A 15,977-nucleotide genomic window follows, 5' to 3' on the forward strand; every position below is an offset into this window, starting at 1 on the left:
TTCTACCTACAGCAACGACCGGATCAGGGTTCTGCACGAATCCCACTCATCCAAAATCGAAGCCAGTTTTTTTTGGTGTCTCACGATACTTCCTGAATGCTTCCCCAAATGACAGTGAGAAATCAGGTCTCCGGTCAACCAAGGAGAAGGCATCCTTTTTCGTTGCGAAGCTACGATCCAATCAACCTCTTCCTGTGTCGGGTCTCTTCCTAAATCGTGCTTCAGCTTTTCACGGACCTTCTGAATTTGAAGCCGCTTCTTATAGGATCTGACATCTCGGCTCCGTCGTTTACCGGTCCGCCGATCGAAATACTCGACGACCCTGTAACGTGGTTCGGCCGGTGAAAGCGGGTCAAGCTTGGGACATTCACGCCTACAAATAATCGAACGGAATCTTACCGGTTGTCGCGCCTCATTGAACTCAAAAACGGCCTGATTTAACTCCTCGTCGAGCATGAAGAATTTCTCAACAACGCCTGAGGCGAGACTGCTCCTGATTTCACATGCTTCACCTACTGCCGCAATCCAACGGTCTAATCCGTAAGATTTAGAACGGGGAATTAACTCCCCCAGATCCTCGGATCGAAACGCATTGATCCAGCCGACGGCCCGCCCTGCCACCTCAAAAAAACGATCGAGATCGCGTGAGAAATTTTTCGCCGCCTTTCTCCCAAGGAATGGCTCCATATGTCGAAGCCGCTCCTCCCTACTTCGCAATGACACCTGTTGGAAGTCCTTGCCCCTGCTTCCCTTCGAAAGATAGACCTCGATTCCCGATACCTTGTTAGGGGTCCTACTGCTCCTCCACATCCACATCAGTTGCCAGCCAGCAGCATGGCGACGGACTCGTTCACTGTCTTGGTACCCCAGAACCTTTCGAGATGTCGCTACCAATACCTCCTTGATGAATGCCATTCGATCGATGAGTTGAAGAAGGGTTTGCTGGCGCCTCGTTGTCAGCTCGGTCTGCCTTTCGATGAATGGCCCTGACAAATCCGCGTCCCGGATGTTCTTACGCAATTCTTTATCCTAAATCCACGTTTCCGATGTTTTGGATGCAGACTGGACGTCTGACCGCCCCCCAATTTCCTTTACACCACCGCAATGACTCGCAGCTGCCCCACAACCATCTCGCAACATCCTAGACCCGTACCGACAACCCACCTTCACATGACCGAAAACAGGTTTTCATTACGCTCGATGATTTTGGCGTATGCACCACAACAACCCGACATCACGCCGATCAAGGTCCACGACACACCGAGCATTATCCTGCAATTTCCTACAACCGCACCCCAAAACCCCCGCACGGAATTCCGTCGCCGCTATACGATGTTTTTAGGCGCAAATGCGTCCTGAAAGCGCCCATACAGGAGTACTATTTGTTGATTGAGTAGGGATGCAGAACTCATCAAGCCGGGCGCGTTTTTCGTTAAACCGCCGTCTAATGTAATTCTATGCCGTGGACCTAAATGGACTTGTTGTGGCGATGGAATTGCGATTTTTGTTTTTCGCTGCAGCGAGCAGCTACAAGAGATACCGAATGCCAAAACGTGGTCAGAGTTTTGAATCCGTAATCAGTCCGCTGGATCAGCTAAATGGCGTCGAGGTGTGTTCACTGCTGGGGATCCACCGGAGCACCCTCCTTCGATTAGCATCAGGTGGGGTTCTAATTCCTGATGGGGAGACAGGCGGTCATCGGAAGTTTTGGCTCCGCAGCAACGTTGACGCCTACCGTCTAGGAACCATGACCACCGCAACGGTATCCCACGTCACCTCCTTGTTGCTTCCTGAACTCTCCTTACCCGTCCCGCATGGATACCGGATACTTGGGCAGGGTGTCATAAGCATTCCTCTGCAGGGCAACACCAAAGCTGCAGCCCTCACATCCCTTCTATTAGTTTTAGCAGAGAACAAGACCACCGCACTGGCCTTACCTGCGCATACGCACACCCACTACATTCATCAGACCGTTGTCGACGCGTGCCGCCAATTCGCTATTCCGGTCATCCTCCATCCCGGAGCTCAGCAGTAACGAACCAACCTACTGCACAAACGATGAGTCTCCACGGTCAACTCTTCTAGCTTCCGCGAGACGAACCTCCACCTCCGCGCATTAAAAGCGCGGTGGTCGTGAGCCTCTTTGAGTGATGCTCCGAATCAACTGGCGGGGAGCGTTTAGCGCTAGTTTGCAGGCGACACGGACACCGCTGGCCAGGCTCGCGCCTGGCGCCTTCGGCAAGTGCGATCCGGGCGAGGTGCATGCGACTCCTAGAACTTGGACTGGCGGCCGACCACATTCCAACGCTGCACGGCGTGTAGATGGAAACTGACTTATTCCCCAAACAGAAAGCATGTCCGCATATTCCCAACTGTTTCAGACGTGGCACTCCTATGGACTAACGCATGTTCCCGCGCAACCAATCTTCCAGCCGAGACTAATGCGGTGTCGCCTTGAGCAACATTTGCTTCCGGACCCGGACACCAACGCTGCGCCTCTACGAACTACCAACGCCTTCGGGTTGCGTCCAACCGTGACCGACAACCTGGTCGCTTTTTTTGGTTCTCTCATTTGTGGTCATGCGATCGACTCCGGCTATCTATGAACTGGAACACTTCCCATCACATCTCGATGAAGCCAGGTTGGGGTCGATCCTGCTCAAGCAGCAGGTGGCATCGTCCCAACATTTCGCTTTAACCCACCTTGTGAGAACAGCGTTGCCCCTCTCTTCTGTACGCCCTGGCAGGTTATTTCACGAAGGGTTCAACGATCAGACATGCCCTCATGGAGCCATCCGTTGAGCCTTTGGGGTGAGGGGAAATGCGCAGACACTCGGGGCATAAGTTGACCCCCTACCCTCCCCGCGGAATGTACGCGTTGCCAATCACGAGTTAATTGCTCAGCTGTGCGCACTAACGGTCATGATGCGATCTGCCGAGCAATCTGGTTGTGTGCCCCAGCGCAAGTGGCCGCATGGAAAGACTCCGTCGTCGGTCGTTTAAAATCGATTCGCGGTTGTCCGCGCCGATCCAATACGCAGTTTTGGCGCGGCGCCAACGCTTCAGCAAAAGAAGATCGGGCTATCGATGCCGCGCTCTGCTCGGTTTCGATTAAGTGTTCCGTGTCCTGCCAGCTGGCCGCAGGGCGAAATTGTCACCAACACCGAATCAGCCAGTTCAAGCTGGTAAAGGCGCCCGCCCCCCGACAGGGCGTGACAATTGAACGGGTTCTATGGGCGGCTTGTTGATCGCAGATCTGCCTGGGTGTGCTTTAACCGCCAGGCACAGAGCAACCGGCTCGCGACTGGCTCTTATAGAGCTCGCAACCTTCCAGATACAGTGAATGCTTGCCCTCTATATAAGAAGGCGCTTTCAGCAAGGGGAATAGAGGCACCAATTACGCCGCGGCTCAGTGGGGGGCACCGATGGGTGCATCCGTCCACACCCTTAAGGCGATCCGGTGCCCCTCAGTCAAGAATGGCTGCGAGCACCTCTCGTAGCGAACCGGCCTCACTGAAGCGTTTGTACTGAGACAGTAGTGACCGCATGCGTCAACAGGCCCTGCGTTGGTGCCCCCTTGTGATAGACGTTGAGCAGAGCACCAAGGAGTTCCGGTGCCGCCCCGATCTTTTCATTTAAATGGTCGGCGACGAGTTGGATGGAGCCGAGCGGGTCGGCACCCGCCCAGACAACGTGGGCGCTGACGCTGCCGCCGTCACTGTAGGTCAAAACAACCAATGAGCAGAGGTCGCCAGATTTAATAACCGCCCAACCACGCAAGTGGTTTTGGATTGCAGCTTCCGACTCGCGGGCTGCTGAGATTGCCTGCTTACAAACGTTGATCATGACCGCTCCTCGCTGTGTTAGCGCTCAACATAACGGCGACTGCTTTATTTTCCAGGGTGACGACGAACGGTAGTACGGTGCCATCACGCCCGTCCGGTGGCCAGTGTTGTGCCATTAGCGTCAGATAAATAGCGTCAATCTTCCTACAGGGCGGGGCCTCTAGCGCGTTTCGCACTGAACGCTAACGCGCACATTTGAGTACCTGATGTACCAAATTCAACGCGTTAGGACCCTTTTGCTCGAAAAATGTGACCCTGTTTTGGGTTGCTTGGGACATCAGGCGCCAATAGAATCGCCGCAATTACTTTGGATCACACCTACGGGGTGACCGAAGAGCCAAGCGGGAGAGCAGTGCTCACCGTATGTAGAAGGGGGTCGGTAGCTGTCGTGGCTGCCGAGCAAAGCAGAGTCCAGGGGACTGGATCTGCGCTTAGGAGCCGATCGTCTGATCGGAGGAGGGAGGCATGCGCCTCGTTAGGAACAATTGGTTGGCGGGCATGTCCTGCCAGCAGTTCTTGAATCTAGACCCGTGGGCATTCGTCATACACGCCGAATCCCAACAGCAGTGGGTAGCAGAAATCCGCTCGAAGATAACCCTTCGTCTTGATGACGAGGAGCTTCTGCAGATTCTCTACCCTGGGCTCTTTGACGCAACGAAAAGCGCCATTAAGAATTACCAAGACGGCTCTCCCGAGGGTCGTGGTCGGTGCTTGATCGGCTATGCGCTTTCCTATATCCGCAAATATGGATGCGCACTGATCATCGATGAGGTTCCAGGAACTGGAACGTACAATTTTGCCGACTTGGACGCTCTCGATTACGCACCCCGCGCTCACGGCCTGCAGCCGGATTACCAAAACACCGCTTCAAACTACACCGACAGTCTGTCGGCACTTCCCCAGTTCCTGTCTGACGGCATCGTTCTGAGCGACGAGGGCTTGCAGCTGCGACACCAACACGTCGAAAAACTTCGCCGTTTTCTTACCCATCGCCAATACCAGATCTTGCGTCTCGCCGTTCTCGAACAGCACTGTTCTGTGGACATGTGCTCAATGCTTGGGCTCTGCGAAAGACAGGTATGGAAGGTTCGTCGCGAGTTGAATCGCAAACTCTGCGAGATCGCAATCGACCAAGGCATCAGTCCGCAGGTTCTGCAGGCACTGACAGGGAAAGAAATGGCGGCCGCGAGCGAATGACCCTTTCGATTGGCGACTTTATTAAAACTAAGGTGTACCCCCAACTAGACGCGGTCGACCGCGGTTTGTTGAACCACCTACGCCCCAAGCCCATTTCAGCGAATGGTTCGTACGTTCTCGACTGCCCTATATGTAAGAAGGACCGCGCGTATTACTACCCGCACCGAAACGGGATTCAGTGCAACCGAAAGGATAACTGCACAAGCCCGTATACATCCATATGGGATGCGCTCGCAGAAACCAACATGTCACAAAAGGACATCCTGCGCGCGCTCTGCGAGGCTGTAGGCGTGGAACCGCCAGACAGTCGCCAAAACGAGCAACGCCCAACATCCAACCAACCGTCTGGCCGCCCTCCCCTCACGACAGGGAAGGCGATCGTCCACGCAACCCAACTCCTCGCTTCCCGCAACAAGCCCATCCTCGATGCGTTTCAAAAAGCACGCGGCTACTCAGACGCGGTAATGGTTGAGATGAAGCTTGGCGTGTTTACGACCAACGATGAGGTGCTTTCCCTTCTGCACTCGTTCGGCGTGAGCAAAGAGGAAGCTCGCGCTTGTGGAATTGTGTGTTTCAACGACGCCACACCTGACGAGATCTGGTCCGGAATGGAAGGCCGGGTCATTGGATACTGGCCACATCCAGACGGCGAAGTCAGGATTTGGGGTCGATTGCCTGTTGGCGCTGGCGTGCCTAGATCCAATCCGAAATATCGGTTCTCCCCGATGTCGTCGAAAGACATCCCCTATCTATTCAAGAAACGTCAGAAAACGATTCTGATCTGCGTCGAAGGAACCCTGGATGCGTGGGCCTTACAACTCATCGGCTTCTGGGGCGCAGCTATTGGCCAATCGTCGATCAACAGTGCACAGGCTCTTTATCTGTCAAGCCAAGGCGTGACCGAAGCAGCCCAAATGGTTGACGGCGACCACGCTGGGTACCAAGGCGCCTTATCGTCCATTCGCGAAACTGAAGCTGTAGGAATCACCCTCAGCATCATCACCCTCGGTCAGGGAATGGATGACGCAGATGCCATGCGAACGAGCGGCAGAGAGGACGAACTTCGCCAGCTGATCGAAAGCAGGGTCAATGCTGGTGAGTACCTGGCCCGCTACTGCGCATCGTTAATGGAGCAGCGGGTACCAGACCTCCGTGCGATCGCCAGGGTCAGGTCAATCGCAAAAGGGCTCACTCCAGTTTCGGCCCGGCGCTGGTTGGACTTCAGCTCAAGCTTGGGCATTGCCGTCGACGAGGAAACCGAAGCGGTCAGGATTCTTGGCAGCTTGGTTTCCGCCGGGATGCCGGTCGCCCAAGCCATCCCGCTGGTGCAGCGTCGGACCGGGCTTCTATTCACCATTACCAAGGATGCCATTCATGGCTGAATCGAGTTCGCAGGGGTCGTCGTCCGGTCCGATCGTTAAATCCCTACAAATTGTTGCCCTAGTATTCCTAGTTCTCTTCGTTTCGAAGGTGTACTTGCGGGCCCCCGAGTACCGCTACATCGAAGTCTGCTACTTCCCTCACAAAATATTCCAACTCGCTTGGATAGACGCTTGGGGTTTGTTCGTCCCGGACGACAGCGCCAGCTACCTAAGTCATGCAAATGACGTGAACGAATTTTTCATCTCATGCACCCAACGCGCTGCTGGTTGGGATTGGCTGAGAACATATGGCCCTCACCAGTAAGGAAACAGCCCATGGCTAACGAAACGAATCCTCCTCGCCAAAGCACAGCTCCCTCGGTTCCGGAGAGGGTACTCCGCATCGATGGTGAAAGGACTGCAGCGATGTACAGCCTCGCCATCCGTGTCTCCCGCTTGGACCAGCGCCTGCGAGATCTCGCCGGTGTTTCAACCGTCGAAGGCCGCAAGCAATACCGCCAAGCCACCGAAGGCTTCCAGAAGCATATCGCTCAGTTCGAAGACGGCCTCGCCGAGGTCGAGAAGGACGCGGATGTGAACTCACGTCGTGGCGGCCGAACGAACAGTAATGCACAGCAGCGCCGGGGCGCTCCACAGCGCCAACAGCAAACGAACGCCGGTGCCATAAGCGGCAAGCCAGCCCCAGCGCCTCAACAAACAAGCCAGCCTGCGGAAACCAAGGCGACTGTTGTCGCGGCCGTCCCCCAGACTCCTATCGCCGCCACAGCAGCGCCCGCGCCTGAACAGCCTAAAGCAGCGGAAAAGCCTCAGGCAAAACCGCAGCAAAAACCACAACCAGTTCAACAGTCCCCGCAGCCTAAATCAGGGCAAGCGAATGGCCAGGCAAATTCTGCCGGCAACAAGCAAAACAGCGGTGGCAAAGGAAAAGGGCCTAAGAAGTCGGGTGCTACACCCCAACAACATAAATCTCAGCAGCCGCAAGCTGTCGCCACAGTCACTTTGTAACGGAGCGGGACAATGAGCAGTTGGAATAATTTGAAAGATGCAGGCCGGATGCTCCCGGCCTGGTTCTTCCCGTTTGTCCTTTCGGGAGCTACCGTCGGCCTTTACGTAGCTGCGCGCTACGTCACGGTTGATAAGCCAGCAGAACTCGTAGGCTTCGCAACGCTCTCAGCCATTGTCCTGTCCCTCCTGATTGGCTTTGGCTTCATGGTCAGTTCTATCGCGAAGGCAAAGTCCGGCAACGTTGTCGCCGCCGTAGGCGAAGGCTTCCAGCGCGGCCTCACCTTCGTTTGGGTCACCGCTTCTGTCTGCCTGGGGGCTTACCTTTGCGCCGGTCCGGCATATCGCTTGGTCACAGAGAATACGTTCTACACGGCCACATCCGTCGGCGTGGCCATATTGTTGGCTGTTGGTTATATGGCATCCGGCCTTCGACCTAAAACCACACCGTCGAAGGACGTCTTAGGCGGCGTGGCCAGTACCTCGCTCGCGCTACCTGCTGCATTCACCCCAACTGCAGAGCAACGGCCGGCTTTTCAGGTGACCATGGCTGATCAGAATCGGCTGATGGTCCACCAGGCCGCTCGAATCATTGCCTACAAGGGCAGCAACTGCCTCATTGCTGAGTCGTTCAATGCCCAACTGAACCTCAATGCGCGAACGGCCAAGATCTTTACAGACCTGAACCTCCTGTCCACCGCCGACATGATTTTCTGGCGTATGCACATGCTCATGATCGGCAGCGCTGCTGAGCAGCTGCTTATGAAAACCGCTTCTGACGCCGCAATGGACGATCTTCAAAACTTCGACGATTTGGCTCTTCGGTACTTACAACTCACCAACAAGGGTAATTTCTTCAAGCCGGCGTCCAACGACGAAGCGCTGATGAAGGCCAACCGCCTGATGCTGATCCGCAGCAACGTAAGCCAGCGGTGTTCTGCCGCAGTCGCCCAGAACGAGAAGCTACTTCTCGAGTTGGTAAAGTTGATGCGCGTGCGCCCTACCCTGTTGTACCACGACCTGAAACACATCCTCGATCGTGTAGACATGCCAGCAGACTTCCCGGCAGCGGAGTTCGATTCCGCCGAAGCGATGGAACGGGTCTTAATGCAGCTGACCTTCGATGAACCAGAAGACATCCCAGGTGTTGCAGATGAAAGCGATATTGCCGACGGCGAATTCACAGAACCACCACGCAACAACGTACACCCTCTCAAATCGGAATCGAGCCAAGCTCACCAATTTCGCGCCTGACCTGCGGAAATGAAAAAGCCCCGATAAACCGGGGCTTTTTTACGTCCATTTTTCGGGTCTGGAATTAGGTCTCCACTTCCACGCGGTTCCTGCCCCCATGTTTAGCCCGGTAGAGGGCCTCGTCAGCCGCTTTAAGCGCTGCAGGCACCCCACCTTCCAGAGGCGCAACGCCGGCACTGAACGTGCTGCCGAACCATTTCCCGCGCTCCCCGCTCCCTTCTAGTCCCGACTCGAATTGCAGGGAGCTAAAGAGGTCGCGTATACGGTCAATGACAAGTTTGGCGTCCGCGATCTTCGCCCCGACCATTACCACCGCAAATTCCTCCCCGCCCATACGCCCTATGAAATCAGTGGACCGCAGGTTGTCGGAGAGAATCTCGGCTAACCCAACAAGCACCTTATCCCCTACCGGGTGGCCGAAGGTGTCATTGACCGACTTGAAGTGGTCGATGTCGATCATGACGATCGCATTCGCTGCATCCTTCTCGGAAGCGCTAACACGAGCCGCGGAGGCGAGTAGCTGGCCATGATTCAGGAGCCCTGTCAGGGTATCTCGGCGCATGCGCGAATCGAACGCTTTCGAACGTGAAATCAGTGCCTTCAATGCCTTGATGAAGGCCCCACGGTGCAACGGCTTCTGCACAAACGCGTCCGCCCCTTTGGAAAGCGCCATCAGTTGAGTCTCTGCGTTGCGCTCACTGCTGAGAAACACAATAGGCATCGTCGAATCGCTGTCCTGGCGAATCACGCTCGCGACCTGGTCGCCGTTGGCTTCCGGCATGTGGAAATCAGTCACCACGACGTCAGGGTGAAAACTCTCGATCGCATCCAGGACCTGCGCCGGGGAAAGGATATGCATCACCTCGATGCCCTCCTCGAGCATGTACTTGCGGGCCTTGTAGGCATCCGTCTTCGAGTCGTCGAGGAGCAAAACCCTATAGCCGTTGATCTGCGAATCCCGCGCTCGGCTTCGAATCAACGTCCGCAGGGATCTCACGTCTGCGTCGACGCCAAGCAACCGAACGGCCCCAAAGGAGGCAGCCACCAGGCGCTGCTGAAACGATAGGGGTTCATCAACAGCAACCACTACCAGGAGATCGGAGTCGTGATGGCTGGCCAATTCCTGCAACGCCTTGCATGCCGCGGGATTCTCGACGACCTGTCCGCCGACGAGGACCAGACCTAATACTGGCATTCGCTCCCCCAGCGCGGATACCAAGTCCAGGTTTGAGTGCAGGTCCAATGTGAGCATCTGCAAACCCATTGAAACCAACCCTTCGGAAAAGAGGGACGCACGATCTCCGAACCCGGGGATGTAAATGGCCGAAGGCCCCTGAGCACCGGCCCGAGCATCGCTTGCCCGCCGGCTTGCCACCTGTAGCGTATCCATCTGCTGGTTAATACCTTCTAGTAACCGCGGTGTCAGTGATTGGTTGCTGCTGACCAAAGCCGTAAGCGTATCCAGTTCGTCAACGAATTCCGCTTCAGGGATCTGGTGCCTATTTCTGCGGGCTTTGAAGACGACTGCTTTGAATGCCTCAAGCGAGTAGTCACTTGGCCGGGGCAGTACCTGGGATCGCCAGGCCGACTGCAGGACAAGGTTGATGGTTACATGATTCATTTGCACGAGGCCTCCACTGGTAATAGTGGTCCTCGACTGCCCTATTTTCGAAGGTTTCGAAAAAATAAAAGATTCCGCATTTTCCTCCGGCAAGCCAACCGGACATATTGTCTCGGTGGAATGTCCGCCTGCCTAAGAGCGGACGATTCAGGCTGATTGCGATTGGCTGGTGGCACGCGGCTGGCTGCACGAGCATGGGGCAATAACTGGAGGAGGCACCATGGATATCATCAACACTGGCGCGCTGACGAACCACGTTGCGATGCGGTATGCGCGCAGGATCTGCACGGATTTGGAGAAAGGGATTAGCTTGGACCAGGCTTTGACCGCGCGTTGCGTCCCCTGCGAGGTCCAGGCTGACTTGGCGGCGATCACATCGGCCATTGCCGGAGGATGGTTCGCCGTGCCAAGGGGCCCAAAGCTCACGTACAGCAAAACCCAACATGGTGCACTGACTCGACTCACTGAGCGCGCCCCGTGGTTACATGACCTGCTTGCCGATGCCACCGCGTTCGAGGCCATGCGCGCCGCTCTGAAGCCAAACAATGGGCCAGCCTTCGGCGTTGAGCGGCTGCCAAACCTGGAGGCTGACGCCCTGGCAGCGCGCACAAGGCTCACCAGACTGCCGCTTGACCATAGCGCCGGCGAGCTCACACTCGAGTTTTGGGTTCAGATCCTTCACGACACCCAAGCACAAGCGGCCTACATTCGGAACCGCATAGAGTGCCTGTCCCCGCCGTGGATGTGGGACGCCAATTACCCACTAAGACTGCAAGTCGCCCAGCTAAAGGCTCACGACTGTCTCGATCTGCTGCACGCTTTCATCTCGACTACCCGGAACCGCTGCCTTGACCGATTCGAAAGAAAGCTGCTCGACGAGGTTCGGTACCGGAGTCTGTCCGTTATCGATTACGAAAAACGGTGGGGCGCCGAAATTCAGCGCAGGGAGGAAGAAGCCAAAGCACAATGGACCGAAAATTATCGGTTGATCCGGCGGCTGGCGGCAATGCTCGACGGTGTCACCAGCTACCATCAAGCATCGCTAACTCGACGGTTGAGGCTGGAGTCAAATGGTGCCTTCCGTCTCCAGCGTTCGGGGACGAACCGAAATGAATTGATTGTCGAGGTTCGGCATCAATTCTGCTTAGGGCAATCAGTGAAGCTCGAATCACCTTTCATGCTGGTGAACTACTGCTTGGCGCTTGCAGACGAGATCGAAACCACGGCGGCAACGTTCCTTGCCTATCTGGATGCCTGTGATCGCGCTTACCGGCGGATCAAAGACTTGGCCGAGCCAGATCAGACGGTGAGCACCCACCCTCAGAGGCGACGAGCGGACGACTTCGACACCGCCGCAGCCTGATCCAAACTGCTAACCCAAACCGCCGTCTTGGCGGTTTTTGCGTTTTGCGCGACCGGGGGCGCACTCACTCCCTCAGGTCGGGACCAGCACCAGCCGAAGGAATTATCTGCTTTCCATCCCGGCAGCCATTTGATGAGGTTGGGCCGCGTCTCGGCTCACCCTCGCGTCCGATCTGAGGGGCTAGTACCAGTTTGAGCCGCTGGCGCCAGCACACTCGATGCCTTGCTCTGGACTCGAGTGCAATAAAATATGGGCAGACGGGTTCTGGCGCGGGCGGCTCGCACTCAACATTGCGGCATCAACTGACCAGCTTTGAAGGACGCCACCATGACAACCGCCGCCCTTACGCAACCTTTCCACTTCACCAGCTTCTCTGTTCAGCGCTGCATCCGCATCAAATACGAAACCGACGTGGTTTATCGCCCCATTCACGCCCAGCAGAACGAAGCAATCCTGCAAATGTTGACCGGTCAGACCAGCCTGCGCACGCCGGCGGTCAACCTGGAGCTGATCACCGTAGAGATCGACGGGGACGAGCAGGTGCTCATTGATCAGGAAGATGGCGAGTTCTTCAATATCGCCCACGGATCCTGCGAACACGGTATCTACCTGAGCAGTGGGACGTTTGAAGGCGTGTATTGGCGCGTGTTGGGCTTTGTCGACGGTAGCGATAGCCTTCGGGACGCGATGCAGTTAGTGGTCGGCGACTTCGAGGCAAGCATTCGCTCGACGTGCATGGGCCTGCAGGCGCTGGTCCGTTTGCCTACTGCTATTCGTGCCTACAACGACAAGATCAACAGGGAGGAAACAGCACCTGACGGCGCGGACTACAACGCCTTACTGGAGCTGTCTGGCATCTAACCAGCCAATTACCCTTTGCTTACCCCGCCCGGGCTAACCCAGGCATCCATACCAAGGCCCGGCATACGCTGGGCCTTTTTCTTACCGTGGCTTACGAGCACGGGAGCGGCCGGACCGCGCCGCGAGATTCATTCCCAAGACTGGGTTTTGTAGAGGTGCCGTCCTGCGTCCACTTGGGGGAACGAAACAATAAAGCCGCTCGACGTCTAAAACTGGGGTTCTGGCGCGCGCCGGAGTAACGGAAGCTGAGCGCATCAATTACAGAGCCCGAGGCCTCCCCATGCAAACCGATAACTCCTCCACCCAAGCCACCATCCACCATGTTGCTCCACATGAATTGACCAAGGCTGAGTTCCTCAGGGAAGCATCGGCGGTACGCCTCGTTAACCACGGTCGCAAGTGGCAGGTGAACTTTGGCAACCATTCGGCATTCTCCCAGGCTGATACGGCCGAGGCTGCGCTTGCAGATGTTCATCAGAGCGCCGTCAATAACGCCCTGTACCTCAATCAGGCTGATGCCCCTGCCGTCCCCTACAAACCATCCATCCCCACCCAGAATGTTCTGGCCGACTACCCAAGCCTGGTTGCATTTTTTGGGGATGTTGTCGCAACGCACAGGGTTGAAAAGCTATCGGTGAGCAAGGCTGAGTACGACGCCGTTATTGCAGGCTTGCGAATGCTCGCAGCCGGCGTGGAGACAGGAGCCGTAAGTGTGGATGATGGCGACATTGGGGAAATCCTTACTAACGGCGGAGCTCATAGCGGCCTCTCAGCAGAAGAAATCCACGACCTGTGTGACCGTCTGCTGACACCGACGGAATAACCGATGTGCACTGAGGAAATGCCACCCTCCCTCCTAGGCCCGACACCCGCTAGGGCTGTTATCTCGTGTCATTCCGATGCGGCAGGACGCCAGCTTTCTCCTGTGTACGTCAATGGGCTGTCATGTAATCGGGCGGTGTCCATAGGCTCTATGTAATCGGTGGCGCGGACATGGGCTGGTCACAGTCACTCAAGTCCCGCGGCCAGGCGTTGTGTCGGGGTTCTGGCACGGGCGAAGCGGACTGATTATTCACTCATCACGATCCGTCTCTACACGGGTTATCCGCAATAAACCGCCCGGGGCGCAATAGCAATGAGTATCGAGAATAAGGATCAGCGTCCAGGTAGTCAGGCGGTGACTTTGTGGGAAGCGCTCACAGGCGCGTCGTTGGACTCGCCCTCCTACCCATATCGGCCCGACCAGACCTTCAGCCTCTACGACGCCAACAAGAGAATCAAAGAGGCCCTCAAGACCGGGGATGAAGCCATCGTTAGCCTTATCGTGCGTTCGATGGTGCCTCGTTTCACGGAAGCCCTGAGCTTTCCTCTCGCTGAGTACCACAAAGGCTCTGAGCGCATCTCAAGGCTTTTGGTGACGCTAGGACATCTTGATGCGTTGTTCGATGATTCTGCAGTGAGTCATCTGCACGACGAGTTCTTCGCCTATGCAGAAGCCTCGTTGGCGTTCTACCGCGAACAGACCCGGGCGCAGCTGTCCCAGGGCACGCGGGCGTTCGTGGTGGCGGAGAGTGGGAATGTTGGCCTAGACGCGCTCCATGGCGTTGATCGACTGACCCGGCTCATGATTTGCGACGGCACCCCGGTACCGGCTTCGGAAGCAAAGCTGGGGCGCGACATCTACGTGATTGAGCGTATTGAAGAACTGCTGGTGCACGCCAAGCTGATCCCCACAGGCTTTTCGCTGTGTGTCATTCGCGGACAGAGCATCGCCAGCAGCTACTTCGTGATGGTGGTGCGGACCGGTTCGAGGATTATTGCCCTGACGGACAAAGGGACTTTTGAACACCCCCTCCAAGAGCAAAGAATGCAATCTCGAAACGACCGCTTTAATTCGTGGCGGATCGAAGGGAGTCATTTCCCCTATTCGCTTTTGAATATCCAGTGGCTGGACCGCGAGCGAACGGCACGGGAGCGTGTTCCCCGGACTGCGGTAGCGCCTGTCGGTACCGGCCTTCCTGTGCTGGCGACCATCGGTGAACTCGGAGACCGGGAGTTGCTCTGGTTGCAGCTGTTCATCGACCAGTGCAAACACCGCTACTTCGACCAGCAGCTGACGGAACCGCCGCTAGCCACAGGTTCAATGCTGCATATCGCGCACAAGCTTGCGGGTGACGGCGACCAGTACCCCATTGTGGCAGGCCGGCAAGTGGAGATGATGCCCCGCTCGAGCAAGCATCTGACTGCAGAGTTCTTTCACCTGGGTCATCCTGACTGGGCCAGCATGAGGAATCCTAATCTCTGGATGGAAGCCCGCTATGCAGATCAGGTCCCAGATGAGTGCCTGTATATCCCGGCGGCGGTGATGGATGCTGGCCAGATCCTGATTACGTGCGACGCGCGCGGTGCACTCATGTTGACCCACGGTGAAACGACTAAGGGACTGTTCGTGCCGGACTTGAAGTCGATTCCGGTGAATAACCTGGCCACCCCGGATCGCATCGTTGCCGACGCTCACTATATCGCTCGCCATAACCAGGTTGAGATCATTAGGGGGCTTGCCGCCGCCGACTACACGCGGCGCGAAATAGAGATGCAGTCGTGGTTCTACAAAGCGGTGAAGAAAAACCTGCCAAAGATTCTCGAGGACCTGTTGTCCTTGAACCACACAAAGTTCCATCTGCCGCGTAGAGAGGATGGCAATCCTGTATTTGGTGGTACCAGGACAAACACCCGATCGGTGGGGATCTACTACGAGCCCTACAGTAAGCAGCACACTCCTGACCCGAGGGACAAGCTGCGCCTGGAGCACCTGCTGGCGCTGGCCAACAAACGGGACTACCAATGGGATTGCTACCTGCAGCCCGGCGAGCATGTGCAGGCCAATACGTTCGTCACTGTTAGCACAGAAACCATCCACGACATCATGGTGCTCACCGGACTACCGCTTAGCGACATTCCACCCGAGCTTCACTCCCGAGGATTGAACATCTACACCGGCAATCACACCCTGAGCCGTCTGGACCCCCTTAGCCGCATCAGCAACCCGTGGGACGGGCTCGCGCTACGCTTCCGTCTGCCGTTGAACTACCAGGCGTTCAAGGCATATCGCCGGGAGCGAGGGATGGACACGCCGAATGCCACTGCCTTGGAAGAGTGGGCGAAGGAATCAGCAAAGGTGGCGTGGCAGGCCCAGGCAGCGAAGGTGGAGAAGGTGGAGAAGGTGGAGAAGGTGGAGAAGGATGGTCAGGAGTGGCCATAAGCGCTCATCGATCCTACATCTCCACCAGACCATTCGCACTCTAGGCAGCGGGCGGCACACTCCCAGGGTGGCAGAGTCAAACCCGACGTGGGCAAATGAATGGCTTCGCTCCCACAGGCATCGCGGGCGGTGGTTCCGGCACGACATTCAGCGAGTGATGATGGCTGCAACACATAACAACCGCCCGGAG

At 56.5% G+C, this 15,977-nt stretch carries 11 protein-coding genes; 8 read left to right on the forward strand and 3 right to left on the reverse strand.

The window, feature by feature from the left end; genetic code table 11:
- Window positions 1-6: 6 nt before the first annotated feature.
- Window positions 7-1,020 carry a hypothetical protein gene (locus tag L9059_RS01710; RefSeq protein WP_247286458.1) on the reverse strand — a complete coding sequence of 338 codons (1,014 nt, stop codon included), beginning with the start codon at window positions 1,018-1,020 and terminating at the stop codon, window positions 7-9.
- 2,490 nt (window positions 1,021-3,510) lie between these two features.
- On the reverse strand, window positions 3,511-3,846 hold the full coding sequence (locus L9059_RS01715) for a hypothetical protein (RefSeq protein ID WP_247286460.1): 336 nt from the start codon (window positions 3,844-3,846) through the stop codon (window positions 3,511-3,513).
- A 464-nt stretch (window positions 3,847-4,310) separates the two neighbouring features.
- Between L9059_RS01715 and L9059_RS01720 the strand changes: the two genes are divergently transcribed.
- From L9059_RS01720 to L9059_RS01735, 4 genes are all read left to right on the forward strand, one after another.
- Window positions 4,311-5,042, forward strand: coding sequence for a hypothetical protein (locus L9059_RS01720; protein WP_247286462.1), 732 nt, complete (start codon window positions 4,311-4,313; stop codon window positions 5,040-5,042).
- A 245-nt stretch (window positions 5,043-5,287) separates the two neighbouring features.
- Window positions 5,288-6,424, forward strand: a complete 1,137-nt coding sequence (locus L9059_RS01725) for a toprim domain-containing protein (RefSeq protein ID WP_247286463.1) — start codon at window positions 5,288-5,290, stop codon at window positions 6,422-6,424.
- A 315-nt stretch (window positions 6,425-6,739) separates the two neighbouring features.
- Entirely contained in the window at window positions 6,740-7,429 is a 690-nt protein-coding gene (locus tag L9059_RS01730; RefSeq protein ID WP_247286465.1) for a hypothetical protein, read from the forward strand.
- A 12-nt stretch (window positions 7,430-7,441) separates the two neighbouring features.
- Complete coding sequence (locus tag L9059_RS01735) at window positions 7,442-8,680, forward strand: hypothetical protein (protein WP_247286467.1); 1,239 nt, start codon at window positions 7,442-7,444, stop codon at window positions 8,678-8,680.
- Between the two features lie 64 nt (window positions 8,681-8,744).
- Here L9059_RS01735 and L9059_RS01740 read toward each other — a convergent pair whose 3' ends face one another.
- Window positions 8,745-10,301 (reverse strand): GGDEF domain-containing protein, encoded by a 1,557-nt coding sequence (locus L9059_RS01740; RefSeq protein WP_247286468.1) that lies wholly within the window; start codon window positions 10,299-10,301, stop codon window positions 8,745-8,747.
- A 220-nt stretch (window positions 10,302-10,521) separates the two neighbouring features.
- Between L9059_RS01740 and L9059_RS01745 the strand changes: the two genes are divergently transcribed.
- The 4 genes from L9059_RS01745 to L9059_RS01760 all read left to right on the forward strand — a co-directional run bounded on the left by L9059_RS01745 (window position 10,522) and on the right by L9059_RS01760 (window position 15,787).
- Window positions 10,522-11,664 carry a hypothetical protein gene (locus L9059_RS01745; protein ID WP_247286476.1) on the forward strand — a complete coding sequence of 381 codons (1,143 nt, stop codon included), beginning with the start codon at window positions 10,522-10,524 and terminating at the stop codon, window positions 11,662-11,664.
- 327 nt (window positions 11,665-11,991) lie between these two features.
- Window positions 11,992-12,525 (forward strand): hypothetical protein, encoded by a 534-nt coding sequence (locus L9059_RS01750; RefSeq protein WP_247286478.1) that lies wholly within the window; start codon window positions 11,992-11,994, stop codon window positions 12,523-12,525.
- A 280-nt stretch (window positions 12,526-12,805) separates the two neighbouring features.
- A complete protein-coding gene (locus tag L9059_RS01755) occupies window positions 12,806-13,348 on the forward strand; it encodes a hypothetical protein (RefSeq protein ID WP_247286480.1) in 543 nt (180 codons plus the stop codon).
- A gap of 312 nt (window positions 13,349-13,660) precedes the next feature.
- Entirely contained in the window at window positions 13,661-15,787 is a 2,127-nt protein-coding gene (locus L9059_RS01760) for a hypothetical protein (RefSeq protein ID WP_247286482.1), read from the forward strand.
- The last annotated feature ends 190 nt before the right edge of the window (window positions 15,788-15,977 follow it).

This window comes from Pseudomonas violetae (assembly GCF_023072615.1).
Taxonomy (GTDB): domain Bacteria; phylum Pseudomonadota; class Gammaproteobacteria; order Pseudomonadales; family Pseudomonadaceae; genus Aquipseudomonas; species Aquipseudomonas violetae.